Origin of the sequence: Coleofasciculus chthonoplastes PCC 7420 (assembly GCF_000155555.1) — a bacterium.
Classification (GTDB): domain Bacteria; phylum Cyanobacteriota; class Cyanobacteriia; order Cyanobacteriales; family Coleofasciculaceae; genus Coleofasciculus; species Coleofasciculus chthonoplastes_A.
The window spans coordinates 29070-54642 of sequence record NZ_DS989867.1 but is presented as its reverse complement, the minus strand read 5'-3'; the positions used below and the strand labels follow the sequence as shown (position 1 = coordinate 54642).

General features: G+C 46.3%; 28 protein-coding genes and 5 pseudogenes. 27 read left to right on the top strand and 6 right to left on the bottom strand.

Going from position 1 to position 25573, the window contains the following annotated elements; all coding sequences use genetic code 11:
* From MC7420_RS42980 to MC7420_RS28360, 3 genes are all read left to right on the top strand, one after another.
* A partial coding sequence (locus MC7420_RS42980; RefSeq protein ID WP_044210280.1) for an adenylosuccinate synthetase occupies window positions 1–510 on the top strand: 510 nt, incomplete at its 5' end.
* Window positions 511–594: 84 nt separating this feature from the next.
* Window positions 595–1227 (top strand): 50S ribosomal protein L25/general stress protein Ctc, encoded by a 633-nt coding sequence (locus MC7420_RS28365; protein ID WP_006104984.1) that lies wholly within the window; start codon window positions 595–597, stop codon window positions 1225–1227.
* A 339-nt stretch (window positions 1228–1566) separates the two neighbouring features.
* The gene (locus MC7420_RS28360; protein ID WP_006104831.1) at window positions 1567–3111 is read left to right on the top strand and encodes a bifunctional aminoglycoside phosphotransferase/ATP-binding protein; all 1545 of its coding nucleotides are present in this window, start codon (window positions 1567–1569) and stop codon (window positions 3109–3111) included.
* 103 nt (window positions 3112–3214) lie between these two features.
* On the opposite strand, the gene MC7420_RS37420 is transcribed toward MC7420_RS28360, so the two are convergent.
* Window positions 3215–3382 (bottom strand): metallothionein, encoded by a 168-nt coding sequence (locus MC7420_RS37420; protein ID WP_071777264.1) that lies wholly within the window; start codon window positions 3380–3382, stop codon window positions 3215–3217.
* Window positions 3383–3856: 474 nt separating this feature from the next.
* Here MC7420_RS37420 and MC7420_RS28355 point away from each other — a divergent pair, with 474 nt between their 5' ends.
* The 3 genes from MC7420_RS28355 to carB all read left to right on the top strand — a co-directional run bounded on the left by MC7420_RS28355 (window position 3857) and on the right by carB (window position 8283).
* Window positions 3857–4249: a hypothetical protein gene (locus MC7420_RS28355; protein ID WP_157453368.1), complete on the top strand. Its 393-nt coding sequence runs from the start codon at window positions 3857–3859 to the stop codon at window positions 4247–4249.
* 141 nt (window positions 4250–4390) lie between these two features.
* A complete protein-coding gene (locus MC7420_RS28350; RefSeq protein WP_044210274.1) occupies window positions 4391–4822 on the top strand; it encodes a GNAT family N-acetyltransferase in 432 nt (143 codons plus the stop codon).
* A 206-nt stretch (window positions 4823–5028) separates the two neighbouring features.
* The gene (carB, locus tag MC7420_RS28345; RefSeq protein ID WP_044210272.1) at window positions 5029–8283 is read left to right on the top strand and encodes a carbamoyl-phosphate synthase large subunit; all 3255 of its coding nucleotides are present in this window, start codon (window positions 5029–5031) and stop codon (window positions 8281–8283) included.
* 179 nt (window positions 8284–8462) lie between these two features.
* Here the strand turns inward: carB and MC7420_RS40615 are convergent, their stop codons facing one another.
* Window positions 8463–8717, bottom strand: coding sequence for a hypothetical protein (locus MC7420_RS40615; RefSeq protein ID WP_157453367.1), 255 nt, complete (start codon window positions 8715–8717; stop codon window positions 8463–8465).
* A 70-nt stretch (window positions 8718–8787) separates the two neighbouring features.
* Here MC7420_RS40615 and MC7420_RS28340 point away from each other — a divergent pair, with 70 nt between their 5' ends.
* Window positions 8788–9414, top strand: coding sequence for a GNAT family N-acetyltransferase (locus tag MC7420_RS28340; protein WP_006104835.1), 627 nt, complete (start codon window positions 8788–8790; stop codon window positions 9412–9414).
* A 72-nt stretch (window positions 9415–9486) separates the two neighbouring features.
* Here MC7420_RS28340 and MC7420_RS28335 read toward each other — a convergent pair.
* Window positions 9487–10335: pseudogene (locus MC7420_RS28335) on the bottom strand (FAD/NAD(P)-binding protein); the annotation flags it as partial.
* 129 nt (window positions 10336–10464) lie between these two features.
* Here MC7420_RS28335 and MC7420_RS28330 point away from each other — a divergent pair.
* The 13 genes and pseudogenes from MC7420_RS28330 to MC7420_RS28275 all read left to right on the top strand — a co-directional run bounded on the left by MC7420_RS28330 (window position 10465) and on the right by MC7420_RS28275 (window position 20259).
* Window positions 10465–12135 carry an iron uptake porin gene (locus MC7420_RS28330; protein WP_006104894.1) on the top strand — a complete coding sequence of 557 codons (1671 nt, stop codon included), beginning with the start codon at window positions 10465–10467 and terminating at the stop codon, window positions 12133–12135.
* A 141-nt stretch (window positions 12136–12276) separates the two neighbouring features.
* Complete coding sequence (locus tag MC7420_RS28325) at window positions 12277–13248, top strand: CobW family GTP-binding protein (RefSeq protein ID WP_006104852.1); 972 nt, start codon at window positions 12277–12279, stop codon at window positions 13246–13248.
* A complete protein-coding gene (locus MC7420_RS28320; protein ID WP_006104866.1) occupies window positions 13236–14312 on the top strand; it encodes a WD40 repeat domain-containing protein in 1077 nt (358 codons plus the stop codon). The genes MC7420_RS28325 and MC7420_RS28320 overlap by 13 nt, the downstream gene beginning before the upstream one ends.
* Before the next feature lie 89 nt (window positions 14313–14401).
* On the top strand, window positions 14402–14671 hold the full coding sequence (locus MC7420_RS28315; protein WP_232231806.1) for a hypothetical protein: 270 nt from the start codon (window positions 14402–14404) through the stop codon (window positions 14669–14671).
* A 15-nt stretch (window positions 14672–14686) separates the two neighbouring features.
* Window positions 14687–15445, top strand: a complete 759-nt coding sequence (locus tag MC7420_RS28310; RefSeq protein ID WP_006104972.1) for an energy-coupling factor ABC transporter permease — start codon at window positions 14687–14689, stop codon at window positions 15443–15445.
* The gene (locus MC7420_RS28305) at window positions 15442–15744 is read left to right on the top strand and encodes an energy-coupling factor ABC transporter substrate-binding protein (RefSeq protein WP_006104989.1); all 303 of its coding nucleotides are present in this window, start codon (window positions 15442–15444) and stop codon (window positions 15742–15744) included. Before MC7420_RS28310 ends, MC7420_RS28305 begins: the two co-directional genes overlap by 4 nt.
* 118 nt (window positions 15745–15862) lie before the next feature.
* A complete protein-coding gene (gene cbiQ, locus MC7420_RS28300) occupies window positions 15863–16660 on the top strand; it encodes a cobalt ECF transporter T component CbiQ (RefSeq protein ID WP_006104987.1) in 798 nt (265 codons plus the stop codon).
* A gap of 41 nt (window positions 16661–16701) precedes the next feature.
* Window positions 16702–17571, top strand: a complete 870-nt coding sequence (locus MC7420_RS28295) for an energy-coupling factor ABC transporter ATP-binding protein (RefSeq protein WP_044210269.1) — start codon at window positions 16702–16704, stop codon at window positions 17569–17571.
* A gap of 21 nt (window positions 17572–17592) precedes the next feature.
* The gene (locus MC7420_RS28290; RefSeq protein WP_006104892.1) at window positions 17593–17925 is read left to right on the top strand and encodes a DUF1830 domain-containing protein; all 333 of its coding nucleotides are present in this window, start codon (window positions 17593–17595) and stop codon (window positions 17923–17925) included.
* 5 nt (window positions 17926–17930) lie between these two features.
* A pseudogene (locus MC7420_RS44180) lies at window positions 17931–18017 on the top strand (hypothetical protein); the annotation flags it as partial.
* Window positions 18018–18078: 61 nt separating this feature from the next.
* Window positions 18079–18396, top strand: a pseudogene (locus MC7420_RS28285) (CobW family GTP-binding protein); the annotation flags it as partial.
* A gap of 49 nt (window positions 18397–18445) precedes the next feature.
* A complete protein-coding gene (folE, locus tag MC7420_RS28280) occupies window positions 18446–19093 on the top strand; it encodes a GTP cyclohydrolase I FolE (protein WP_044210267.1) in 648 nt (215 codons plus the stop codon).
* A 137-nt stretch (window positions 19094–19230) separates the two neighbouring features.
* The gene (locus MC7420_RS28275) at window positions 19231–20259 is read left to right on the top strand and encodes a CobW family GTP-binding protein (protein ID WP_006104847.1); all 1029 of its coding nucleotides are present in this window, start codon (window positions 19231–19233) and stop codon (window positions 20257–20259) included.
* 26 nt (window positions 20260–20285) lie between these two features.
* On the opposite strand, the pseudogene MC7420_RS43945 reads toward MC7420_RS28275, so the two are convergent.
* A pseudogene (locus MC7420_RS43945) lies at window positions 20286–20922 on the bottom strand (metal ABC transporter permease).
* Window positions 20923–21290: 368 nt separating this feature from the next.
* Here MC7420_RS43945 and MC7420_RS28265 point away from each other — a divergent pair.
* From MC7420_RS28265 to MC7420_RS40605, 4 genes are all read left to right on the top strand, one after another.
* On the top strand, window positions 21291–21536 hold the full coding sequence (locus MC7420_RS28265) for a type II toxin-antitoxin system Phd/YefM family antitoxin (protein WP_006104888.1): 246 nt from the start codon (window positions 21291–21293) through the stop codon (window positions 21534–21536).
* On the top strand, window positions 21533–21931 hold the full coding sequence (locus MC7420_RS28260) for a type II toxin-antitoxin system VapC family toxin (protein ID WP_006104958.1): 399 nt from the start codon (window positions 21533–21535) through the stop codon (window positions 21929–21931). Before MC7420_RS28265 ends, MC7420_RS28260 begins: the two co-directional genes overlap by 4 nt.
* A gap of 210 nt (window positions 21932–22141) precedes the next feature.
* Complete coding sequence (locus MC7420_RS28250; protein WP_044210261.1) at window positions 22142–22474, top strand: glyoxalase superfamily protein; 333 nt, start codon at window positions 22142–22144, stop codon at window positions 22472–22474.
* Entirely contained in the window at window positions 22405–22686 is a 282-nt protein-coding gene (locus MC7420_RS40605; protein WP_157453366.1) for a hypothetical protein, read from the top strand. Before MC7420_RS28250 ends, MC7420_RS40605 begins: the two co-directional genes overlap by 70 nt.
* On the opposite strand, the gene MC7420_RS28245 is transcribed toward MC7420_RS40605, so the two are convergent.
* Entirely contained in the window at window positions 22673–23476 is an 804-nt protein-coding gene (locus MC7420_RS28245) for an HlyD family efflux transporter periplasmic adaptor subunit (protein WP_006104956.1), read from the bottom strand. The genes MC7420_RS40605 and MC7420_RS28245 overlap by 14 nt on opposite strands.
* Window positions 23473–24288, bottom strand: coding sequence for a metal ABC transporter permease (locus MC7420_RS28240; protein WP_006104950.1), 816 nt, complete (start codon window positions 24286–24288; stop codon window positions 23473–23475). The genes MC7420_RS28245 and MC7420_RS28240 overlap by 4 nt, the downstream gene beginning before the upstream one ends.
* Window positions 24289–24472: 184 nt before the next feature.
* Between MC7420_RS28240 and MC7420_RS28235 the strand changes: the two genes are divergently transcribed.
* The 3 genes and pseudogenes from MC7420_RS28235 to MC7420_RS41920 all read left to right on the top strand — a co-directional run.
* Window positions 24473–24694, top strand: a complete 222-nt coding sequence (locus MC7420_RS28235) for a hypothetical protein (RefSeq protein ID WP_157453365.1) — start codon at window positions 24473–24475, stop codon at window positions 24692–24694.
* A 37-nt stretch (window positions 24695–24731) separates the two neighbouring features.
* Complete coding sequence (locus MC7420_RS28230) at window positions 24732–24977, top strand: UPF0175 family protein (protein ID WP_006104906.1); 246 nt, start codon at window positions 24732–24734, stop codon at window positions 24975–24977.
* Window positions 24974–25069 (top strand): annotated as a pseudogene (locus tag MC7420_RS41920) (DUF3368 domain-containing protein); the annotation flags it as partial. The gene MC7420_RS28230 and the pseudogene MC7420_RS41920, both read left to right, overlap by 4 nt.
* Window positions 25070–25573 lie beyond the last annotated feature (504 nt).

The window sequence follows — 25573 nt, the reverse complement described above, 5'->3', positions numbered from 1 at the left end:
TTTCCTACAGAACTCCATGGCGAACAGGGACAACTATTGTGCGATCGCGGCGCGGAATTTGGGACAACAACCGGACGTCGTCGTCGCTGCGGTTGGTTTGATGCGGTCATTGGACGCTATGCGGTTCGCATCAATGGGATGGATTGTCTGGCAATCACCAAGCTTGATGTTCTGGATACCCTAGAAGAACTAAAGGTTTGTGTCGCCTACGAAATCAACGGTCAACGCTGTGAGGATTTCCCCAGCAATTCACGTCGGTTTGCTCAGTGTAAACCCATCTATAAAACTCTACCCGGTTGGCAACAATCCACCGTTCACTGTCGGACATTGGAAGATTTACCCAAGCAGGCGCTGGCTTATCTAAAGTTCCTAGCAGAACTGATGGAAGTTCCGATCGCACTCGTGTCTTTAGGTGCTAGCCGTGACCAGACTATCATCGTAGAAGATCCCATCCATGGACCTAAACGAGCATTACTCGACGCTAATGGTATCCCGGTAACATCGGGATAAGTTGTCTTATGTCTTATGTCACACCGTAAGACGAATGATTGACAAAGAATCGCCAACACCAATACTTGAACCAAAAGATTAGCTATGGAAGTTAAAGTTGAATGTCACAAGCGAGCCGAGGGAAGTAAGCCCAAAGCCTTACGTAGAGAGGGTTTAATCCCAGCAACGCTTTATGGTCACAAGGGGGCTGAATCCGTCGCACTCACGGTTGAAGCTAAAGCCGCAGAAACCTTACTCAAGCAGGCTGATATTAACCATACTGCTGTTCAGGTTAATATTCCTGACTTGTCTTGGAATGGAAAAGCACTGCTGCGAGAAGTACAAACTCATCCCTGGAAGCCAATTCTCTATCACCTGAGTTTTTTCTCAGTGGCAAGTCAGGATACGATCCAAATCTCCTTACCTGTAAATTTGGTCGGAACGGCTTTTGGCGTGAAGCAAGGCGGCATTTTAGAACATGTCATGACGGAACTTCAAGTTGAATGCGCTCCGGATAGTATTCCAGAAGCCATTGAGGTTGATATCTCTAACTTGGATATCGGTGCCAGCTTGCATGTTCATGAAATTCTATTGCCATCAGGCGCTACCGCGATGGATGATCCCCAACGACCAGTGGTTAATATCCTGGGTGCGCCCACTATGCCGGCTGAACCCTCTGAGGAATCTGAGGTCGATGAAGCAATGTCCTTGTTAGCAAACGAAGAAGAAGAAGTTTAACTTTAGAGACATCGTTTTTCGAGCCAGGGATAATCTAGTGTTCCCTGGCTTTTTTATTATTCATCACTGGTTATACAGCAGTTTGCTCTGCTATGCGGTACATTGTCGATCCCCCTAAATCCCCCTTAAAAAGGGGGACTTTGAGCTACTGTACTTTATTACAGCGCAAAGCGCTGTAAGTTTTGTAAACAAGCCTCAAACCCTTACATAAACGAATGACGTAGCTTGCTTCTCAAGGGAGCGAGTTCTTCACCGTTCACGTTAATTATGTCCACCTACTTAGTTGCTCGATTTATCCTTTTTTTATGTCCTTAGTTATTTTTGTGTAGATTAAACGATATGTCACAACGTCCTATTTCGGATCTAATTCATCAAATGAAGCAACCGGATTTTTATCCTCATCCGGTTCAAACACCGATTGATTTGATTCAGACTCATGTGTCTTATGTATTTTTAACTGGGGATTATGCCTATAAAGTCAAGAAAGCGGTTAACTTTAGCTTTTTAGATTTTTCCACGTTGGAGAAACGAGAGCATTTCTGTTGGCAAGAGTTACAGATGAATAAACCTCAAGCACCGGAGATTTATCTGAACGTGTTGCCGATTAGTCAAAAGGGCGATCGCTTGATTCTAGGGGATGACTCTCAGCCTGTAGAGTATGCCTTGAAAATGCGGCAATTCCCCCAGGATGCCTTGTTTAGCACGCGCTTCGAGCAAGGCAAATTGACGGCAACGGATATGGAGAACCTGGGACGAGTGGTGGCTGAATTCCATGCTCAAACCCAAACCAATGACTATATTCGCAGTTTCGGTACACCTGCCAAAATTCGTGAGGCGTTTGACGAAAATTATCAGCAAACGGAAAACTATATTGGTAGGGCGCAAACCCAACAGCAATTTCAAGAAACGAAACAATTTAGCGATCGCTTTTTTGCCCAACGAGAGGCGTTATTAGAACAACGCCTAGACAATAACCGGATTCGGGAATGTCACGGGGATTTGCACCTGAGAAATATTTGCCTGTGGCAGGATAAGATTCAACTGTTTGATCGGATTGAATTTAATGAACCGTTCCGCTTTGTGGATGTGATGTACGATGTCGCCTTTGTGGTGATGGATTTGGATGCGCGGGGGGCTAAGGAGTTGGGAAATGTGTTTCTCAATACCTATTTGGAGCAAACCGGAGATTGGCAAGGGTTACAGGTATTGCCATTGTATTTAAGTCGCCAAGCGTATGTACGGGCAAAAGTCACCTCCTTTTTACTGGATGATCCGGCGGTTCCGGAGGAGACGAAGCAAGACGCCGCAAACACAGCAGCCGACTATTATCGATTGGCTTGGGACTACACGAAAACGAATTCCGGACAAGTCGTGATTATGTCAGGCTTATCGGGTTCGGGGAAAAGTACAGTAGCGCGACAATTGGCGCATCAGTCGGGAGCGATTCACCTGCGTTCTGATGCAGTACGGAAACATTTAGCGGGTATTCCGTTGGATCAAAAAGGATCTGATCAACTTTATACTCCCAAGATGAACCAGAAAACTTACGATCGCCTGTCAGAATTGGGCATCATGCTAGCACAGCAAGGCTTCCCGGTAATTCTCGATGCGAAGTACGATCGACAGGCATTTCGAGGGGATGCGATCGCTCAAGCCCAGGCACATCAGTTACCCTTACGAATTCTACACTGCATTGCCCCCCTGGAAGTCCTACGCGATCGCCTCTCATCCCGCACGGAAGATGTATCCGATGCAACGGCGGATTTACTCAGTCGCCAACAAGCCACGGCTGAACCCTTCACTGAGGCGGAACAATCCCTAGTCACGACAGTGGACACAACTCAAAATTGGCAATCTCAAATAGAAAAAATGACCCGGAATTAAGGTTCAAAGAAGAGAAAAGAATCACTCCAGACACAGCGATTCTTCTGTACCTGGAGTGGTTTCTATCTGTCCATAGATCGGCAATCCCTGAGGATGCGCCCGATTAAGCGTGACATTCACAACCAGAATGCCCACAGCCAGCTCCGTTGGGATGACCGTTAGCGCAAGCGTCGCTACAGTAATATTTGCCGTCTTTTTGCACGGCTGAATCGGTACTCACCATGCACGCGCAGGAATCACAGGCACATTGCGTTTGAGTGGCAGTTGTCATCGAAACTCCTTTGGGTCTGAAACCCTGTCTTTATAAGACAGCTTTACAATTAAATGCTGGTTTTTAAATGGATATAATCCCAGGAACCAGCAAAACCTGTAATAAGTCCCTTCGCTCACCTAGTCCAAGATGTCTTGGCATTACCCAACGCCTAACCAATTAGGCTTAGAGATAGTCCGAACTAGGGAAGTATTCGGAAGTCTGTACCAGGACTAGGCTCAAAAAGCTATTCACCTCTTACGTTGTCCAAACTGGCTTGGTCAATCCTTGTCCCTTTTAGGGCAAGGTTGGTGAACTTTCTCTCCACGATAGTGTTTGACTCAATATCTGAACAAGTCTTCAGATATTTTTTTTTAGCATAACACCTGAATGGTCATTCAGATATTAAATTTCCCTTAAAAGCCTATTGATAAGTAGTCGGACAAAAGAAAACGGCTCTGTACTAAGTTTTGTAAACAAGTCTCAAACCCTTACTTGGGTAAAGCGATCGCACGTTCGTTATTTGGAATACCAGGGTTATCTGGACATACGTCAGTGCGTCGGCAAAGGGCGCACGTCAAAGGGCGCACGTCGGTGCGCCCCTACGGTTGGTTCTGGGATTTTTTTATGCCCAAGGATATAAAGATTTATCAAACCGAGGCTGACCCATCATCGGGGGACTTGTTAACCTGGTTCTATTCCCATCGCCTATACCTAATTATCATTATCATGTCCACCCATCAATCCCTCCCCAAACCTGCAAACGCGAATAAAAAATCGGATATCCAACCGATACCCGCGCAATCTCGACCCCATCCTGTTGTCGCCCAACCGAAAATTGAGTCAACCCTACATTTCGCAGATATTTCAACAGAAACGCAAGTGTAACGCACCATCCCCACATTTAACTGAACCCTTCACCGAGGCGGAACAATCCCTAGTCACGACAGTAAACACGACTCAAGACTTGAAACCACAATTAGCCGAATTTGTCAAATAATGAATAGTTATGTGACTTGCGATACTCCTATGGAATTGCGAATCGCCACAACGACCGATGCAGATGCGATCATCGGGTTCGATCACGTCGCCGCATCTGACGTTGCACGCGTCCAGTTTATTCACGAGCAAATCGAATCGTCCGCGTGTTACATCGCCGTCATCGACGCGAACGTCGTGGCCTACGCCGTCCTGAACTACAAGTTCTACGACAACGGTTGGATTGAAATGCTCTACGTCCATCCGCAATTCAGGGGTCAGGGAATCGGTTCTTCGTTGATCCGCCACTTGATCAACGAATGCCGCACACCCAAACTGTTCACATCGACGAATCAATCCAATGTCCCGATGCAGCGGCTGTTGGCAACGCTGGAATTTGCTCGAAGTGGCCTCATCGAAAACCTGGACGACGGCGATCCGGAACTGGTGTACTTCAAACGACTACGCGATAATGCCAAATAACAATGGGTTGGACGAAAGTCGCTGGTGCTTAGCTAGCTGTAGGGTGCGTTAACGAAGTGTAACGCACCATCCAAACATAAAACGGTGCTCCTGCGGCGCGAAAATCCCCTAAGTCATCAAACCCCAACATAACTGCCGCGACGAATTTCCCTCAAACCATATAAAATAAACAGGATTCAAGAATAGTCACGCAATCACCGACACTTATGCCTCGCCGCGACGATCTTCACAAAATCCTGATCTTGGGTTCTGGTCCCATTGTTATCGGACAAGCCTGTGAGTTTGATTACTCTGGCACTCAGGCGTGTAAAGCCCTCCAACAGGAAGGCTACGAAGTGGTACTGGTTAACTCCAATCCAGCCACAATCATGACCGACCCAGAAACTGCAGACCGCACCTACATTGAACCCCTGACTCCGGAAATTGTGGAGAAGGTGATTGCCAAAGAACGACCAGACGCCCTATTGCCGACGATGGGGGGTCAAACAGCCCTGAATATTGCCGTTACTCTGGCAAAAAACGGTGTTCTCGACAAATACGGCGTCGATCTCATTGGTGCTAAACTCGATGCCATCGAAATGGCAGAAGACCGCCAGCTTTTCAAAGAAGCGATGGGGCGTATTGGTATCGGAGTCTGTCCTTCAGGAATCGCCAGTAACTTGGATGAAGCCAAAGCCCTTGCCCAACGCATTGGCACTTACCCCCTGATTATTCGTCCTGCCTATACTTTAGGCGGCACAGGAGGCGGTATTGCCTATAACCAGGAAGAATACGAAGAAATGGCACAAGCCGGGTTAGATGCGTCTCCCGTGTCTCAAATCTTAGTCGAACAGTCGCTGCTGGGATGGAAAGAATATGAGTTAGAAGTAATGCGGGATCTCGCCGATAACGTGGTGATTATCTGCTCAATCGAAAACCTTGACCCCATGGGCGTCCACACCGGCGACTCGATTACCGTCGCCCCCGCCCAAACCCTCACCGATAAGGAATATCAGCGACTCCGAGATTACTCGATTCAAATTATCCGTGAGATTGGCGTGGAAACGGGTGGCTCAAATATTCAGTTTGCCATCAATCCAGTTTCCGGGGACGTGATTGTCATTGAAATGAACCCCCGTGTCTCCCGTAGTTCTGCCCTCGCCTCAAAAGCTACAGGGTTTCCCATTGCTAAATTTGCGGCGAAGTTGGCGGTAGGGTACACCTTGGATGAGATTCCCAACGACATTACTCAGAAAACCCCCGCCTCCTTTGAACCCACGATCGATTATGTGGTGACCAAAATTCCCCGGTTTACCTTTGAGAAATTCCCCAACGCCCAACCCGTACTCACCACCCAGATGAAGTCGGTGGGGGAAGCCATGGCAATTGGACGCACGTTCCAAGAATCCTGCCAAAAAGCCTTGCGTTCTCTGGAAATCGGACGCTACGGGTGGGGATGCGATCGCGCCGAGAAACTCCCCTCCCTGGAACAAGTGCGGTCTGGCTTACGGACACCCAACCCTGACCGCATATTTACCCTGCGTCACGCTTTACAATTAGGCATGACCGTGGAAGAAATTTATGAACTCACCAGTATTGACCCTTGGTTTCTCGATAAGTTTGCCGATTTACTCGAAACTGAAAAATTCCTCAAGCGCACTCCCTTAAAAAGCTTGACAAAAGAGAATCTTTGGTATATAAAGCGTCAAGGCTATAGCGATCGCCAAATTGCCTTCGCCACCAAGACAACGGAAGATGAGGTGCGGACGTATCGCAAGCAACTGGGGGTCGTCGCCGTTTACAAAGTCGTGGATACCTGCGCCGCCGAATTTGAGGCACTGACCCCTTATTACTATTCCACCTACGAAGAAGAAACCGAAGTTATCCCCTCCGATAAGCGCAAGGTGATGATTCTCGGCGGTGGACCCAACCGGATTGGACAGGGGATTGAGTTTGACTACTGTTGCTGTCATGCGGCTTACGCCCTCGCCAAACAAGGGTTTGAGACAATTATGGTCAACTCCAACCCAGAAACCGTTTCCACGGACTACGACACCAGCGATCGTCTCTACTTTGAACCCCTGACCAAAGAAGACGTTCTCAACATCATTGAAACCGAAAAGCCAGAAGGGATTATCATCCAGTTTGGCGGTCAAACTCCATTAAAACTCGCCGTTCCCCTTCAGGAGTTTTTAAACAATCCCGAAATCCCCACCTCCGTTCCCACCAAAATCTGGGGGACTTCGCCCGACTCCATTGATATTGCCGAAGATCGGGAACGCTTTGAGAAAATCCTGCGCCAACTGGATATCAAACAGCCCCCCAATGGCATCGCCCGCAGTTATGAGGAGGCGTTAAACATCGCCAAGCGCATCGGTTACCCAGTGGTAGTGCGTCCCTCCTACGTCCTCGGTGGACGGGCAATGGAAATTGTCTATTCTGACCTAGAGTTGGAACGGTATATGACCTTTGCGGTACAGGTTGAACCGGAACACCCGATTCTGATTGATAAGTTCTTAGAAAATGCCATTGAAGTCGATGTAGACGCGATCGCCGATCATACGGGTCGGGTGGTGATTGGTGGCATTATGGAGCATATTGAACAAGCAGGGATTCACTCCGGCGACTCGGCTTGTTCGATTCCGTTTATTTCCCTGAGTCCCACAGCAATGGAAACGATTCGCACCAGTACCCATCAATTAGCCACAAAGTTGAAAGTCATTGGCTTGATGAATATCCAGTTTGCGGTGCAAGGGGAAACCGTTTATATCCTGGAAGCCAACCCCAGGGCGTCGCGGACTGTTCCTTATGTCTCCAAAGCCACCGGTGTCCCGTTAGCGGCTTTGGCGTCCCGGATCATGGCAGGAGAAACCCTAGAAGACCTGGGTTTAACCCGCGAACCGATACTCCAGCACATTGCCGTAAAAGAAGCTGTCCTACCCTTTGATAAATTCCCTGGCACCGATGTCATCCTCGGACCAGAAATGCGGTCTACTGGTGAAGTGATGGGGATTGATACGGACTTTGGTAAGGCATTTGCCAAGGCAGAATTAGCCGCCGGTCAGCGTTTACCCCTTTCGGGTACTGTTTTTGTCTCCACCAATAACCGGGATAAAGCCAATGTTGTCCCGGTGGTTCAAGACTTGATGGACTTGGGCTTTAATGTCATTGCCACGGAAGGGACACGCAAAGCCCTTAAGGATCAGGGCTTGGAGGTTGATTTAATCCTGAAACTGCATCAAGGGCGTCCCCATGTCTTGGATGCGATTAAAAATAAGCAGATTCAGTTGATTATTAATACCCCAACCGGAGAAGATGCCCAAGCTGATGGTCGGTTAATTCGGCGCACCGCACTGGCTTACAAAATCCCAATTGTTACCACGATTGCTGGTGCAAAGGCAACAGCCGGGGCAATTCGTTCATTGAAGTCTGAGCCTTTAGATGTGAAAGCGTTGCAAGACTACATTTACGAGACTCAGTAAGCAGTGATCGGCATCAACAATGTCCGGTGACCAATGAACCGTTATCGGGCGTTGCAGATCACAAACTAACTGCCTAAAGTTCAATCCGGGTTTGACTGCCATTGCCTAAATGCCAGCAAATCCAATGGACTTTAGGCGAAAACAGGGATTGAGTTCAGGAAGAATGTATTTGTATATACTTAAAAAAAAGAATCTCCTGATAAATTCTTAAACAAATACGAATTGACCTGAGTTAAAATTACACTGGAAGAAAAATCGACGTAAAATTGGGGTAAGTTGGGTTGTAGAGAATCAGTGATGGGTAAACTCGCGTTGTCTGAACCGACAGCATCGGTATCCTGTACTGCCATTTCCTGAAAATGTGACCTCGACAACAAACAGCAGGAGCAATCCTTAATCATAATCATTCCACCGTAGAATACAGTGTAAGTCATAAACTGCTGCCCCATCGGTCAAATCGCCCAACGTTAATTAAATTAATAGTTAAGCAGATTGTGAATTGCGATGGCTGTATCGGTTTCTCAGGCGGCAACATGTCCCAACAGCACTCAAATTCCGGTGTCTTTGAAATCTCCTCCCATAACACCTATTCCGGATACTCTGGTGATCACCTATCTCCAGATGACCGATCCGACCCAATTCCGTCCAGCGTATCTTAACTACCCCGATGGGATAAAAATGATGTGTATGGATACGCCTGATGTTGCCTTCTATCGTTTCCTGTACAGTACCGTAGGCAAACCCTGGCGTTGGCGCGATCGCTTATCCTACTCCGATGAAGAACTGCAAGAGATTCTCACTGCCTCTGAAACCAGTATTCATGTCCTTTATGTCAACGGTGCGCCCGCCGGATACATTGAGTTGGTCAAGCGTCGAGAGGGACCGTCGGGTCGGTTCTACTCGACGGAAATTGTCTATTTTGGGTTGCGCGAAAACTATCTCGGACGGGGGTTAGGCAAGCATTTACTCAGCCATGGCATTGCTTACGCTTGGAACAAAGGCACACAACGCCTCTGGATTCATACCAGCAATCTGGATAGCCCCTACGCCCTGGATAATTGCATTAAACGGGGCTTTAAAATCTATCGGATTGAGAAAGAACCCATGCCAGAGTTGTATCGGGAACCCTAAGAGGGTGAGGGGGGAGATGATTTTTCTGGGTTAAATGTATCTGTACTAGAAATACTTGCAGCTAGGCTCCAGACGGCGTAACTGAAACATCATCTTTGGCGTCATTGATCCCCCATTTCGCGCCCCCTGAATCATCTCCCACCGCCTCTGCCAATTCGGTTCAGCCCAAAAGTCCTTGAGATACTTGGGTCCCAACCAACCCGGTTCAGCATCAAACCATTTTTCCTGGAGCCGACGCTGTGACATTAACATCACCTTCGCTCCCCGTGCTGCTGCACCCACGGCTAAATGTCCACTCGTCAACCCACCCCCAATAATTAACACCTGCTCACCAGCTATCTGCACGTTCTGTAAATCGACGCTTTGAGCATGGCATAATCGGTCAGTTGGATAAGCCGATGCAATTTTATCTACCCAATCCGGTACAATCTTTCTCCCCGCACCCGTAGCCAAAACCACCCGACGAGCGATGACTGACTGCCCATTGGATAACTCCAGGCGAAATCGAGGGCGTTTGAGAACCGTGGTGGGTTTAAGGCTACTCACATCAGCCCTAACCAGCTTATCCGGCAAGCCCCACTGATGGATAACATTCTGACAAAACTCCTCAAATAGCTGCGTTCCCGGAAGATGATATGGGGGAAAAAATTCCGACTCCCGGTTTTCGGCAAAAGAGCGCAGTGCATAGGGGTTGGGGTGGGGATGGTGAACCGCAGGGGATCTCAGATGAGGGATTTCTAAGGCGGCAAATTGATGGAACCACCGATTCATCCATCTGCCACTAGCGTCAAACACCAAAAACCTATCCCCCATTTTCTTACGCTTTTGCAGCAGATGAGTGACTAGGGTTAGAGCCTGGGGACCTGCGCCAACAATCGCAATGTCAATGTTCGCGGGTAAGGATGCCGAATAATTTGTCATGAAAAATCAGACCCTGGATTTACAATAACGATAATCGTTCTTATGATAATGATTATCATAATTGTGACACCGAGTAACCGCTAGGTGATCGGGCAAGACCTTGAACTGAATAGGGTGTGAGGAGTTACTATGGCAAAAACGTGGTGGAATATCGTTAACCCAGTGGTGTTGGGTGGTACTTGGGCAGTCTGTACAGTCCCAAATGCTTTGGCACAGATTGAGGGGTACAACCCCATCAGTCAAACGAATGCTCTTGAGCAAGTCACCAGTGTCTCTCAGTTACGAGATGTTTCCCCTGGCGATTGGGCGTATGAAGCCTTACGCAGCCTGGTGGAACGCTATGGCTGTATCGCGGGCTATCCCGATGGCACCTATCGCGGGAATCGAGCCTTAACCCGATTTGAGTTTGCCGCTGGTTTGAATGCGTGCTTACAGCAAATTGAGCGTTTACTCCCTAATGGCGAACTGGAGGGGAGTGATTTGGCAACCTTACGACGGTTGGTGCAAGAATTTGAGGCGGAACTGGCGACTCTGGGAGCGCGAGTGGACAATTTGGAGGGTCGAGTCGCCTTTTTAGAAGACAATCAGTTTTCCACAACGACCAAATTTCGCGGAGAAGTCAGCTTTTCCCTGAGTAGCGTGTTTGGGGATGAAAAAGCAGATGGTAGTGGAGAAGAGTTGGAAGATGAAGTGGTTTTCGACAACCGAGTGCGTCTATTTTTAACGACGAGTTTTACAGGGGAGGACTTGTTACTAACTCGCTTGGATGCATTGAATCCGGTTCCTTTTGGTCCGGGTGAAGGAGATAATCCCAATATTACCGGAACTAGCATGACTCGCCTCGCTTTTGATGAAGGTAATGATAATGATGTAGCGATTGGCAAGATAAGATATAGCTTCTCTCTGGGAGAAATGGCAGCGTCACATAATCAGGAAGAGGAGGAACATGGACATGGTGCCGTTAAAGATGCCAAACTTTCCTTTATGATTGATGCCGTTGGCGGCGAGTTTGCCGGAAACTTTGCCAACTATAACGAGTTTTTCTCGGAAGAACTGACGGGGGCAATTTCTCGTTTCGGGCGTTTCAATCCGATTTATTATCAGGGACTCGAAGGCACGGGTGCTAGTCTGACCTATAACTTCAATTCAGCGCTTAATCTATCCTTGGGTTATCTGGCTCCCAATGCTAATGATCCGAGTCAGAAAAACGGGTTGTTTAATGGTAGCTATGCTGCCATTGCCCAACTGGGGATTGAACCGAGCGAAGGTTTGCGTTTAGGTTTAACTTATGTGCGTTCCTATTATCCTGGGGGACAGGTGGTGGTTTCTGGGGAAACGGGGAGTGAATTGGCAAATGTACCGTTTGGGGAAGATACTGCAACGTCAGCTGATCAGTTTGGGCTTTCTGCCAGTTTGCGTCTCAGTCCCGCTTTTACGCTTTCGGGTTGGGGCGGTTTGACCCTGGCTCATGCTCAAGATAATGGTTTTAACAATGGTGTCTTGGTGGGTGAGGGCGATGACGCCACTATTTTTAACTGGGCAGTTACCCTGGCATTGCCTGATTTTGGCTCAGAGGGGAGTTTGCTCGGGTTTGTTGTCGGACAACCGCCGAAGGTGACGGATAATGATGGCGGTTTTGAGGATGATGATACGTCTTGGCATCTGGAAGCTCAGTATCGTTATCAACTCACGGATAATATCGCGATTAATCCGGGGGTGTTCGTGATTCTCAACCCAGAACACGATGATAACAATGACACGATTTGGGTGGGGACGCTTCGCACTATCTTTGAATTCTAGAGACGTAGCAGAAGAGACGTAGCAGGAGCAGGAGAGACGTAGCATGCTACGTCTCTACATTATTAAGAATTGGGTGAAAGGGATTGTCGCCTAGGGGAAAAACGTTTATTATTTGAGAATGATAATCATTTTAAACGGCGTATGGTAACAGCTCAAGCTTCCAGTACCATTCCGGTTACTGTTCTCACCGGCTATCTCGGCGCAGGGAAAACCACCCTGCTCAACCACATCCTCACTTACGAACATGGCAAGAAAGTCGCCGTCATCGTCAACGAGTTTGGAGAAGTTGGTATTGATAACCAATTAGTGATTGATGCCGATGAAGAAATCTTTGAGATGAACAACGGGTGCATTTGCTGTACCGTCCGAGGGGATTTGATGCGGATTATCGGGAACCTAATTAAGCGGCGTAACAAGTTTGACCATCTGGTGATAGAAACCACTGGACTGGCTGACCCCGCCCCCGTAATTCAAACCTTTTTTATTGATGAAGATATGCGGCAGCAACTGCTTTTAGATGCGGTGGTAACGGTGGTGGATGCCAAGCATATTTGGCAGCATTGGGAAGCAGATGAAGCGCAAGAACAGATTGCTTTTGCTGATGTAATTTTGCTCAATAAGACAGATTTAGTCTCCCCGGATAAGTTAGATGAATTGGAGAAGCGGATACGGGGGATGAATGCTCTAGCAAAAATTTACTGCACCCAAAACTCTGAGTTAGGCATGGAGGCGTTACTGGGTGTGAAAGCCTTTGATCTCAACCGTGCTTTGGAGATTGACCCCAACTTCCTCAGCGAAGATGCTCACGAACATGATGAGTCGGTTCATTCCTTTGCTTTGGTTGAATCAAAACCTGTGGATGGGGAAAAACTGAATAATTGGCTCTCGCAATTGTTGCAAACCAAGGGTCCTGATATTTTCCGGATGAAAGGAATTATCAACATGGCTGGAGAAGACCAACGCTTTGTCTTTCAAGGGGTACACATGTTGTTTGATGGTCGAGGCGATCGCGCCTGGAAACCTGGAGAACGCCGGAAAAGCGAACTGGTGTTTATTGGTCGCAATTTAGAGGAAGCGAAGCTGAGAGAGGACTTTAGAGCGTGTCTGGTTTAGGGATTACCCAGAAAAATCTATTAGAACAACAGTGGTGTGGGCAACTCTCGGAGTATGTCACGGCTGTGGCTTGGTCCGTTGATGGGTGTTTAGCCGTAAGTTCAGCGGCGGGGGAGGTTCTGCTGTGGGATGGGGGGAAGGGTGACTCATGCTTAATTCTTGGTTCAGACGACACAGGTGAACAGTCGATTGATTGTCTGGACTTTTCCCCTGATGGGCAATTCTTGGCAGCCGGGGGACAAGATGGTGGGGTGAGAATTTGGCAGGTGAAGCCCCAACTTCAACGGATCACGACTCTCAATAATGCCCCCAAATGGGTTGACCACCTGCGTTGGAGTCCCACGGGTAACCAATTGGCATTTAGTTTAGGGCGTTATGTTCAAGTGTGGGATGGGGCTGAACAAGAAACGATGATCACATTACCTTTTGACTTGTCCTCAGTATTGGGAATGACTTGGCAACCTCAAGGACAGCATTTAGCGATCGCAGGTGATCAGGGTGCTAAAGTTTGGGATAGCCGGAATTGGCATGATGACCCTTATCTTGTTAATATGCCGGCGGCGAGTGTGGCGATTGCTTGGTCACCGGATGGCAAGTATCTCGCGTCTGGTAATCTCGATTTAACGATCACGGTAGTGCAGTGGGGTCATCCTCATCCTTGGGTGATGCGGGGATTTCCCGGCAAAATTCGCAACTTAAGATGGTCAAAATCCATGTCAAATACTGCACCCTTGTTAGCGGCGTCCAGTGGTGAGGGGATTGTGATCTGGAAAAAGCAAACGGATGATCGTCAGGGTTGGGACGCACGGGTTTTAGATCTGCATACTGAAATCGTCCAGGATATCGCCTTTCAACCCAAGAGTTTGCTGTTAGCTTCAGCGAGTAATGATGGTTGGATTTGTCTGTGGCAAAAAGCCAAGCAAATTGCCCAAATTTTGAACGGTGCGCCCCAGGGTTTTTCTTGTCTGGCTTGGCATCCTGGGGGACATCAATTGGCGGCTGGTGGTCAAAATGGGGAGGTTTTAGTGTGGTCAGAATCCAAACGGGGTAAAGGATTTGGTTAATTAGGGTTTGCTGAATAAGGAAAATATATATGTAGAGACGCTTCAAAAGCGCGTCTGGAAAGCTGGCGAAGAGAATAAATAATCAATAAATGACAATAGTAATGGATTTATTTTCTCGGACTGACCAACAAACCAATCCCGAAAAAATTCAGCAAATTAAACACTGGATTTATGAGGTTTTGGAGATTAATGAAAAAATTTCTGTGTCTCTGAGTCAATTGCGTTGTACTGAACCGGGATGTCCACCCATTGAAACTGTTATTGCCATCTTGGACAAACCCCAGCGACAGTATAAAATCCACAAACCTATTGCAGAACTAGAACAAATTGACATTCAAAATTTGCTAGAGAAATCCTAATTTTTGAGAATATCTATGAAACTAAAACAACTTATTTCTCTAGGTTTAATCACTGCCACAAGTGTAACTGTAACCATTTTAGCCGCACCACCGGCTCAAGCAATGCACATTATGGAAGGGTTTTTACCCGTAACCTGGGCAATTTTTTGGTGGATACTCTTCCTGCCTTTTTTTTGGCTGGGACTACGTTCCCTTAATCAGATCACGAAGGATTATCCCGAATTAAAACTGCTGTTGGCTTTAGCTGGTGCTTTTACCTTTGTCTTGTCGGCGTTAAAAATCCCCTCGGTGACAGGTAGTTCGTCCCATCCTACAGGTACAGGACTTGGCGCTGTATTATTTAGTCCCTTAATCATGACAGTTTTGGGGAGTTTTGTCCTTCTCTTTCAAGCCTTATTATTAGCTCATGGGGGGTTGACAACCTTAGGCGCTAATGCATTTTCTATGGCAGTTGTTGGTCCGATTGTGGCGTATGGTTTGTATGGTTTAGTGCTGCAAGTTAGTGGAAGACAAACCGTTGCCCTATTTCTCGCCGCCGCCGTGGCTAATTTAATCACCTACGTTGTCACATCTCTACAATTAGCCCTGGCATTTCCCGCACCAGAAGGCGGTATTTTAAGCTCATTTATCAAATTTGCTGGTATTTTCGCCATCACCCAAATTCCCCTGGCGATTAGTGAAGGATTGTTAACGGTGTTAGTTTGGAATTGGCTCGTTACCTATAGTCAAGAGCAATTACAAGTATTACAGCAGATTAAACCGAAATCACTATGAAACGACAAAGAACAAGCTGGAATAATTGGTTATTAATTTCAGGCGTAATCCTTCTCGCGATTATTCCCTTACTTGCCATTCGAGATTCTGAATTTAGCGGTGCTGATGGACAAGCCGAAGCCGTGATTGGAGAGATTCAACCTGAGTATGAAGCGTGGTTTGAACCTTTGTTAACACCTCCAGGTGGTGAAACTGAATCGCTGTTATTTGCCTTACAAGCTGGGATTGGTGCGGGAACAATTGGTTACGTGATCGGTTTATATCGAGGAAAACATGAACGTAATTCTACATTTAAGTAGGTGGAAAAGATGAAAGTACAATTGCTCCCCCGGATTTCAGACGTTCCACCAGAACGTCTCTACAAACCTTGCTCACCACAATACTGATTCAGCAAACCCTGATTAAATGAGATCGATCATGACTCTCCCTATTGATACCCTTTCTTATAAGAATAACCTGAGAACCCTACCGCCAGAGCAAAAATTACTGTTTGCGTTAGTCGTTTTAGGGATTGCTCTCATGGCTTCCCCTCTAACTCAAGTTTTGATTAGTCTCTGGCTGGCAATTTGGACAATCGGTTATGCCAAAATTCCTATCCAATCTTATTTCAAGCTTCTGGGTGTGAGTAGTCTATTTTTGGGGATGGGTTTGCCAGCATTAATGATTAACATGATAGGGGCTAACCAAATCGATTTAGTTGCCAGTGATCAACTCGGAGGTATTCAGTTAGGGGGGTTATATTTCTATCTCAGTCACAGTGGTTGGCAAGAAGTGGTCAAAATTTTTATCCGCTCTTTGGCTTGTATCTCATGCTTACTTTTTATGCTGCTGACTATTCCATTTGTCGAAATTGTGCAAACCCTACGTCGTTGTCAATTACCCGAAGCGATTGGTGATTTGCTGATGTTAATGTACCGCTTTGTTTTTATTCTGATCAACACTGTGATTGAGTTACGATTAGCACAGCAAGCGAGAGGAGGATATCGCACCTGGACATTAGCGGTTAAAAGTACAAGTTTGCTCGTTAGTCAATTGCTGCAACGGACAATAATTCGCTATCAACAATTTTGTTTGGGGTTTTCCGCTAGGGGATTTACCGATAGATTCTATGGGTTTAATGGACAACATCGGAACTATTCCCAGCGCTATGCCTTAGAAGGAATGATTGGGTGTTTAAGTTTGTCAGGATTAGATATTTATCTGAGAATTAACTAAAAAACTGTGGATTCAGTCCTTTTTTCCCTATCCCCATATCCATGACCCATACATTGATACAACTCAAAGATATCGTTTATACTTATCCAGGTCAAAATACCCCTTTGTTTCGGGGATTAAACCTGAGGATTACTCAATCCAAAAAGACGGCGATTATTGGTCAAAACGGATCGGGCAAATCCAGCCTATTTTTGTTGATAGATGGGTTGCATAAAGTCCAGCAAGGAAAAATCTACTGGAAAAACGAGGAATTAAAATACAACCATAAATTTCTCAATCAATGGCGACAACGAATTGGGTTAGCCTTTCAAGATCCTGAACAACAATTAGTCGCCGGAACAGTGATAGAGGATATCGCTTATGGTTTAGCCAACTTGCAATTACCCAAAGCCGAATTTGAACAGAGACTTGATGACGCGATCGCGGACTTTGTTTTGCAGGAATTAGTCAACCTACCTTTACACTATCTCAGCTTAGGACAAAAGCGGCGCGTTGCTTTAGCGGGTGTGATGGCGTTGAAGCCAGAATTACTCCTTTTAGACGAACCGACGGCTTATTTAGATAGGAGACAAACCCATAATTTTATGCAGGAATTAGATCGGATTCATGAGTCAGGAACAACGGTTGTTCTGGCAACCCATGACTTAGATATTGCCTATCAATGGGCAGATTGGTTCTTGGTTCTCCATCAAGGACAATTGGTTATGGAAGGTGAGGCGGAAGCGGTTTTTTCGCAACGGGAATTAATTGAAGACTTACAACTCGGTTTGCCAACCGTATGGCAAGTCTGGCAAGCCTTACCCAAGCACCTTTGTCGTTCAGAATATACGTCTGTTCCCCGAACAGTGAGTGAACTGAACGAGAAATTGTCAGAAACTCTGACGCAACATCTATCTCAATCCAGACGTTGATCAAACAAAGCAATTATAACAATGACTCAAATTCTTGATGCTTTGCCCCCGAATTTTCCCTCGAAAATCTTATGTGGCTATTTCAATCAGACGAGACAAGTTCAGATTGTGCGGATTGTCAATATTTCCAATTGGTACTTTGAGCGAGTCGTATTTCCTCGCCAATATCTCTTATTTGAAGCCTGTTCTGAGGCTCAACTTGAAATTTATACAGGGGCAATGAGCCAGGGAATTTTTCTAGATAGAATTGGCTGCGATCGGTTACGCATTCAACAGGAATTCATCCGAGCGCCCAACAAAGACTTAAAAAAACTCCCAGTTTTTCATCCTTCAAGCCACCGAACCTTCAACTAGCCAGAAGCTTTACCTGTATAAAACGGGCGGGTGCTGACCTGATTTTGACCTACTTTGCTAAAGATGTCGCCTTGATGTTGCAGGGAACGTAAACATTCCATCTGCCGCTAATTGGAGTTATACCAACCGAGACTATCATCCTAAAAGACAACCATGATACAGACAACAAAACAAACGGAATCGGAAATCGTAAACCTTCCCAAACGAGGGATGCCAGTCACGATTATTACTGGATTTCTGGGGAGTGGTAAAACCACCTTAGTTAATCAAATTCTCGAAAATAAGCAGAATTTGAAAGTCGCTGTTTTAGTGAATGAGTTTGGAGATATCAATATTGACTCCCAGCTTCTGGTTTCTTTTGATGAAGATATGGTGGAGTTGAGTAATGGTTGTATCTGCTGTACAATTAATGATGGGTTGGTTGATGCTGTTTATCGCGTTTTAGAACGAGAAGACCGGATTGACTATTTATTTAATTTCCGTTTCACTTCAGTTTTGTCATCACTCCAATTATTCCATTATGACCTTATCTCAATCAAAGCCGATGGCGTTAAATGGTGTAATGCCATCCCTTTCAACTTCCGATAAACCCCTTGTCTCTGACGAAGAAATGAGGCAAGCCGTCCGTACTTTATTACTGGGATTGGGAGAAAATCCAGACCGCGAAGGATTACAAGATACCCCTAAGCGTGTGGTTAAAGCCTTAAAGTTTTTGACATCGGGTTATCACCAATCCCTGGATGAATTACTCAATGGTGCAGTATTTACCGAAGATGCTAATGAAATGGTGCTGGTGCGGGATATCGATATTTTTAGCTCCTGTGAGCATCATATTTTACCGATTCTTGGTCGCGCTCACGTTGCCTATATTCCCAATGGTAAGGTGATTGGACTGTCCAAAATTGCTCGGATTTGCGAAATGTATGGGCGGCGCTTGCAAGTACAGGAACGTCTGACGGCACAGATTGCCGATGCACTCACGGAATTACTCAAGCCTCAAGGTGTAGCCGTAGTTGTGGAAGCGACGCATCTGTGCATGGTGATGCGAGGTGTGCAAAAGCCAGGGTCTTGGACTGTGACCAGTGCGGTGCGAGGGGTGTTTGCTGAGGATGCCCGGACTCGCCAGGAGTTCATGGATTTGGTGCGACATAACCCAAGGTTTAATTAGCGTGCCTGTTCGTTAGGGGTGATCTCCTAATCCTAGGAGAAAGCCCTTTTCTTGCGTCTTGATGAGAATACTTCTTACTCTACAATTGGTTTAGGGCGTTAATTGTCCCCACCTACTTACTCAACCGGAGGAATTTTATGACCCCTAGTGTCAAACAAGTTCGTCCCACGTCTGTCACCGCTTCTGTCACCGCTTCTGGGCGGGGAATACCTGTTACCATCATCACGGGTTTTTTGGGGAGCGGCAAAACCACGCTGCTCAATTATATTTTGCATAATCGTCAGGATTTGAAGATAGCCGTTATTGTTAATGAATTTGGCGACATTGATATCGACTCCAAACTCTTGGTATCGATTGATGAAAATATGGTGCAACTGAGTAATGGTTGCATTTGCTGCACGATTAATGAAAATCTCGTTGATACGGTTGATGGGTTAATTCACCGTGATGATCCAGTGGATTACATCCTGGTTGAAACCACGGGGGTGGCAGATCCGTTGCCAATTATGCTGAGTTTTATCACCACAGAATTACAAACGGTTACTCACATTGATTCCATATTGACGGTTGTTGATGCCGAATCGTTGACGCCGAATCACTATGACAGTGAAGCGGCACTGAATCAACTCATTTTTGCCGATATTATTCTATTGAACAAAACCGATTTGGTTGCCCCAAAACGAATCAATCAACTCAAGGAGTATATTCATTCCCTGAAACCTGGAGCTAGAGTCCTCCAAACCCAATATGGACAGGTGTCATTACCACTGATTTTGGATGTGAACCTTAATCAGCCTAACACCTATCAACGTGCAGCACCAGCCGAGCATCATCTGGCTGATGATCATCAGTCTCACCATCTGGAACATGATCAGTTTATGGCAGTGTCATTTGAGAGCGATCGCGCCTTAAATCTGCCCAAATTTCAAGCCTTTATCGATAACCTACCCACCAATGTTTATCGGGGTAAGGGCATTCTCTGGTTTCAGGGGAGTCAGTTACGCCATCTGTTTCAATTAAGTGGTAAGCGATGTGATATGAAAAGTGAACGTTCTCACCCTCCTCGTTGTAATCAACTCGTTTTCATTGGACGCGACTTGGATGCCCAGCAAATTCAGAGCCAACTTAGGACTTGTCTGGCATCAGAGCAAGTGTCAGTCAGATGAATGTTAATGTCTTACCTTTTAATGTCTTACCTTTTGAACTCGGTCTGCCTTTGGCGGTATCGCCGGAGAAAATTGATGCCCAAACTGGCAAGATACGCGATCGCGGCGCACAGCACAATCGTGGCACCAGAGGTAAAATTGAGGACGTAGGAAAGCCACAATCCGGCTGTGGTAAAGATCATACACAGCAAGCTAGCCAGTAGCATCATTTTCTTCAAGTCCTTGACATACAGATTCGCGATCGCGGCAGGCATAGACAGCAGGGCAATCAGTAAAATTACGCCCACCACCTGCATCAGCATCACCACCGTCAGCGCAATAATTCCCATCAGCATCAGGTAAAGCCCATTCACGGGTACATTCCGCACTGTGGCAAAGGTTTCGTCAAAGGAGATCGCCAATAACTCTTTGTAAAACATGTCGCAACTGAGTTTTACGCTGCACCCAGCCCATTGTCAACGCCGCCATCAGACTGAAGGCGCTTGCCCCTAGCACTGGATTAAATCCCAAGAAAAATCCCATACCCACACCCCCATAGGCGGCGTGGGCAATGCCTCCAGCGATAAACACAATCCGATTGACCACCACAAAGCTGCCAAAACCGACTACAGACACGATTCCTAAAGCCAGGATTGTGGTAACTAGACGGCGATAATTTGGCATGGGTTAGTCTCCTTTGCTGGATTGATAGCAGGTTGGACTTTGGCAACGCTCATTTTTGATAATGATAATCATTATAATCACCGATGACAATTTTGTCGTCGGTAAAAAAGGTAAGTAGCGGATAAACTTGTTGCGATTCTTGCTTTTAGGTGAGGGTTGCTCGTCGTCCATAGCGAATCTGCAATTCTTCAAAAAATTGAGCGGCGGCAGATAACCTTGGCATCACCACCAAGATCTCTCAACCGTCCGCTCCAGCGCGTTGTTATGCCGCGTTGCTTACCAGTTACCCACAACTCTAAATTAACTTGCTCTTGCAGAATTGCCGCAACTAGATTAAACTTAGTCTGTAGACTTAGTTCTTTTGGGCTATGGAAACAGTAAACATTCATCAGGCTAAAACAAACCTTTCTCGGCTATTGTCCCGTGTGGAACTCGGAGAGGAAATCGTTATTTCAAACCGAGGTATCCCAATTGCTAAACTTGTTCCATTTCGGACATCCTTAGATCGACGGTCTAGTTTGGGACAAGATCGAGAGATGTTTACTGTACCAGATGACTTTAATGCTCCTTTACCAGAAGATATTTTGGTGGCATTTGAGGGCGGCGCAGAGTGAGACTTTTACTAGATACACAATGCTGGCTATGGTGGTTTGCTCAACCAGAAAAATTAAATGAGAACGTAATTGAGCAGATCGCGGATGAAACCAATGAAGTATGGTTCTCAGTTGCCAGTGTTTGGGAGATGGGAATTAAAGTTTCAATTGGTAAGTTGCCACTGCCAGAGCAAATAGATGATTATGTCTCTACTCGTATGACTCAACTAGGAGCTAGATCGTTAGAGATCACTGCTTCTCATGCTTTGCGGGTAGCTGCATTACCTTTACATCATCGTGACCCTTTTGACAGAATGCTGATTGCACAAGCTCAACTAGAAGACATGACACTTGTAAGTGCAGATTCGACATTTAACCAATATGAAGTCTCTTTACTCTGGGCGGCTAGTTCCTAGTTTTTATCAAGCTTCAAAATTGGTATAAGGAACCAGCATAAAGCAGTAAAAGCAGCACTGATAGAAGTCAGTAAAGCAAATGGAATTTTGAAGTCATACAGCCAACCCCCGAAAATAGGAGGGTTTCCAATTTTTACTGGAGAATGCCAAGTTGAATAATTAGGATAACCAAAATGTTTATATGAATCAGTCGAATGGAGAGTAAACCTCATGCCTGAAGAACTCGTCCCGATCTTTCGCGTTGCGGATGCCCGTGAAACTGCAAAATGGTACGCTCGACTCAAATTTGTCATTGAAGGAGAGCATCGTTTCGCCCCGGAATTTCCCTTGTACCTCTTTCTCCGCCGTGGTGTCAATGCACTCCACCTGTCGGAACATGAAGGCGACGCTCGGTCAAACACGCTTGTCTATTTATATGTCCATGATGTTGATGAAATCGCTGCCGAGTTCAACGTTGAAGTTGAGGATCAACCATGGGCACGCGAAGTAGAATTGACCGATCCAGATGGAAACCGATTACGCATTGGACAATTAAAAAATTAAGTTATGACTATCTGGGCAATATTGATCGAATACATAGTATAGAAGACTGCGGCGCAGCTTGTCTGGCATCCGTTGCCAAACATTATGGGCAAATTTTTAGTATTACTCGCACCCAACAACAACTGGCTCAAATTGACGCCCAGATTATCGCTCTCGATAGACAGATTACCGCAGAACGCGATCACACCAACCGCACCATTACAAATTCGTGAGTAACCGAGCTTTGGTGAGAATCAAGTTGAGAACGGTTTCTTCTGTGGCAATAATATCGGCTCTGCCTTCCATACCCGATTGAATGACACAAGGGCGTTCACCTTCACTCAACTGAAACAGTCCTGGCTGAATCGTGACTTCATAAAAAGCATGAGTGGCAGAAGTTGTACTGGCTTGAGTGGAACTGGCGATCGCCTGTGGAGTTAGGGTGGGCATAGTCACATCTGGAGAAATGGCAGTCACTGTACCTGGGAGAGTGCCGTAGTCCGGATAGGGACAGGCTGAGACGCGCATTTGCACCCGTTGACCCATTTCGACTTGGCTGATATCTTGAGATGACACGAAGGCTTTAATCACCAAAGGTGCTGCACTGGGGGAAATTTGCGCGATCGCATCTCCGGCACGGACAACTTGTTGGACGTTGCGAAGATGCAGTTGCTGGATAATACCAGAGGCTGAGGCGCGGATCATCGTGTTTTGAAGTTCCGTTTCAATTTGCTGAAGTTCATCCTGGTTGCGACTGAGTTGGTTCGAGAGTTCCCCGCGATGTTGAATGAGCTGCTCTCGTTCTTGGTTTAATCGAGATAGGCTGGCTTTTCCAGTGGCGCGTTCTTGGGCAATTTTCTCCTTCGCCATTGTCACCATTGCCTCACTGGGGTTGAGTGCGGCTAATGCCCCTTTTCGTCTAGCTTGGGCAGCATCTACACCCGATGAGAGTCGTTCAATCTCTTGTTTTTGTGCCAGGATGGTAGCTTTTTGGGCTTCTAGGGCTTGTTCTTGTTGAGTCACAGCCAGTTGAACTTCCTGGAATTGATCCTGAGAAAGAGCGCCAGATTCGGCGATTGGCTGATAGCGATCGCGGCGCACAGCACAATCGTGGCACCAGAGGTAAAATTGAGGACGTAGGAAAGCCACAATCCGGCTGTGGTAAAGATCATACACAGCAAGCTAGCCAGTAGCATCATTTTCTTCAAGTCCTTGACATACAGATTCGCGATCGCGGCAGGCATAGACAGCAGGGCAATCAGTAAAATTATGCCCACCACCTGCATCAGCATCACCACCGTCAGCGCAATAATTCCCATCAGCATCAGGTAAAGCCCATTCACGGGTACATTCCGCACTGTGGCAAAGGTTTCGTCAAAGGAGATCGCCAATAACTCTTTGTAAAACAGCGCGACCAAAATGACGATAATTATATTGAGCGCCAGCATAATCCAGAGATCGCGTCTAGGAACAGAGAGAATACTACCAAATAAATAACTCCTTAGATTTGCCGTATAGCCCGGTGTCAAATCAACAAAAATTATCCCAATTGCCATACCAATTGCCCATAACATACCAATGACAGTATCTTGTCGCAACTGAGTTTTACGCTGCACCCAGCCCATTGTCAACGCCGCCATCAGACTGAAGGCGCTTGCCCCTAGCACTGGATTAAATCCCAAGAAAAATCCCATACCCACACCCCCATAGGCGGCGTGGGCAATGCCTCCAGCGATAAACACAATCCGATTGACCACCACAAAGCTGCCAAAACCGACTACAGACACGATTCCTAAAGCCAGGATTGTGGTAACTAGACGGCGATAATTTGGCATGGGTTAGTCTCCTTTGCTGGATTGATAGCAGGTTGGACTTTGGCAACGCTCATTTTTGATAATGATAATCATTATAATCACCGATGACAATTTTGTCGTCGGTAAAAAATCGATTTGAGTCAGTTGCCACCGTCCAAATGAACAGCAGGGGACTCAAGTCTGGCGGGTAATGTGTGCGATCGCATTGCTTCGTCCCAATTCTGAGGCGGCGCGAGGTGTTGAGGGGAAACCGTCTCAGGGTCATCAAAGTGTTAGCGCCAGTCTCTGTGAGATGATTAGGGTGGCGGATGAGGAAGAACTGGAAGCCGCTATGCTGCTTTCTTGTCCGTCGTATGGAGAGGGCGTCAAACAGAGGTTGAACGGGTTAAATCGACTCTTTGACTCCCGAACAGTGGGTTACATCTGAATTAAAATGACTGGAAAGTAGGAGGACAAGCAAGCCGATGAGTTTAGTTATTTCTGATGAAATTATTAGGGCAAGTGGATTATCTGAACCTGATTTCCTCTTAGAAATTGTTCTGCTGCTATTTAAGCAGAAAAAAATCAGTCTGGCTAAGGCAAGTCATTTGTTAGGGATACCCCGAATTCGGTTTCAGCACGAATTAGCGTCTCGTCAGATTCCGATTCACTATGATGTGGAGGATTTTGAAACAGATTTAAGCAATTTACGGGCAGCAGGACGGTTGTGATTGTTATTAGTGATACGTCTCCTATTACTAATCTGGCGGCTGTCGGACATTTGTCTTTATTGCAGCAACTCTATGGGGATATCATTATTCCTGTTCTTCATTTATAGAGTTCATCTCTCTTTTAAATAGTCACAGGTAACTGGCTAATTATCTCAAGGTATCAATCCTCAGTAAAGTGAGTATTTATGCTTAGTGTTCTCGGAGACCAACCTGTAACCTATCGTGCTACATATTGAAGTGCGGATTGTGGGTTAGAAATTAGACGACGATGCGCGACAGAGGGGGGACACCAAAATTAGGGAAGGGTGAGGATCACCATTGTAGAGACGTTGTATGCAACGTCTCTACATAAATTCTGTACGCTGTGCTAAGAAATGTTAAGGAGTCTCAAATTCTGACTGTTCCCTGTTCACTGTTCACTGTTCAATAGCTAAGGTAGAAAGATAGTTTGGTCACGTTCCACCGGATCAGGATTCGCCGTTGCCGTAGCGGTCAGCCCAATGATGTATTCATTGCCGTTGAGTTACCGTAGTTAAGTACGAGAGTCACTGTACAAGCCTAGAGTTCAGCCTAGCTGTTCGTTCCCTGCCAGTTAG

What these genes read in the sequence shown, in the direction of transcription:
- MC7420_RS28315 (WP_232231806.1), top strand. Translation starts at nt 14,402, where the DNA reads ATGACAATAGTAATGGATTTATTTTCTCGGACTGACCAACAAACCAAT.
- MC7420_RS28325 (WP_006104852.1), top strand. Translation starts at nt 12,277, where the DNA reads ATGGTAACAGCTCAAGCTTCCAGTACCATTCCGGTTACTGTTCTCACC.
- MC7420_RS28350 (WP_044210274.1), top strand. Translation starts at nt 4,391, where the DNA reads ATGGAATTGCGAATCGCCACAACGACCGATGCAGATGCGATCATCGGG.
- MC7420_RS40615 (WP_157453367.1), bottom strand. Translation starts at nt 8,717, where the DNA reads ATGACTTACACTGTATTCTACGGTGGAATGATTATGATTAAGGATTGC.
- MC7420_RS40605 (WP_157453366.1), top strand. Translation starts at nt 22,405, where the DNA reads ATGGGCACGCGAAGTAGAATTGACCGATCCAGATGGAAACCGATTACG.
- MC7420_RS28330 (WP_006104894.1), top strand. Translation starts at nt 10,465, where the DNA reads ATGGCAAAAACGTGGTGGAATATCGTTAACCCAGTGGTGTTGGGTGGT.
- MC7420_RS28240 (WP_006104950.1), bottom strand. Translation starts at nt 24,288, where the DNA reads ATGCCAAATTATCGCCGTCTAGTTACCACAATCCTGGCTTTAGGAATC.
- carB (WP_044210272.1), top strand. Translation starts at nt 5,029, where the DNA reads ATGCCTCGCCGCGACGATCTTCACAAAATCCTGATCTTGGGTTCTGGT.
- MC7420_RS28365 (WP_006104984.1), top strand. Translation starts at nt 595, where the DNA reads ATGGAAGTTAAAGTTGAATGTCACAAGCGAGCCGAGGGAAGTAAGCCC.
- MC7420_RS28310 (WP_006104972.1), top strand. Translation starts at nt 14,687, where the DNA reads ATGAAACTAAAACAACTTATTTCTCTAGGTTTAATCACTGCCACAAGT.
- MC7420_RS28295 (WP_044210269.1), top strand. Translation starts at nt 16,702, where the DNA reads ATGACCCATACATTGATACAACTCAAAGATATCGTTTATACTTATCCA.
- MC7420_RS28275 (WP_006104847.1), top strand. Translation starts at nt 19,231, where the DNA reads ATGACCCCTAGTGTCAAACAAGTTCGTCCCACGTCTGTCACCGCTTCT.
- MC7420_RS28230 (WP_006104906.1), top strand. Translation starts at nt 24,732, where the DNA reads ATGAGTTTAGTTATTTCTGATGAAATTATTAGGGCAAGTGGATTATCT.
- MC7420_RS28360 (WP_006104831.1), top strand. Translation starts at nt 1,567, where the DNA reads ATGTCACAACGTCCTATTTCGGATCTAATTCATCAAATGAAGCAACCG.
- folE (WP_044210267.1), top strand. Translation starts at nt 18,446, where the DNA reads ATGACCTTATCTCAATCAAAGCCGATGGCGTTAAATGGTGTAATGCCA.
- MC7420_RS28250 (WP_044210261.1), top strand. Translation starts at nt 22,142, where the DNA reads ATGCCTGAAGAACTCGTCCCGATCTTTCGCGTTGCGGATGCCCGTGAA.
- cbiQ (WP_006104987.1), top strand. Translation starts at nt 15,863, where the DNA reads ATGACTCTCCCTATTGATACCCTTTCTTATAAGAATAACCTGAGAACC.
- MC7420_RS28340 (WP_006104835.1), top strand. Translation starts at nt 8,788, where the DNA reads ATGGCTGTATCGGTTTCTCAGGCGGCAACATGTCCCAACAGCACTCAA.
- MC7420_RS28265 (WP_006104888.1), top strand. Translation starts at nt 21,291, where the DNA reads ATGGAAACAGTAAACATTCATCAGGCTAAAACAAACCTTTCTCGGCTA.
- MC7420_RS37420 (WP_071777264.1), bottom strand. Translation starts at nt 3,382, where the DNA reads ATGACAACTGCCACTCAAACGCAATGTGCCTGTGATTCCTGCGCGTGC.
- MC7420_RS28305 (WP_006104989.1), top strand. Translation starts at nt 15,442, where the DNA reads ATGAAACGACAAAGAACAAGCTGGAATAATTGGTTATTAATTTCAGGC.
- MC7420_RS28290 (WP_006104892.1), top strand. Translation starts at nt 17,593, where the DNA reads ATGACTCAAATTCTTGATGCTTTGCCCCCGAATTTTCCCTCGAAAATC.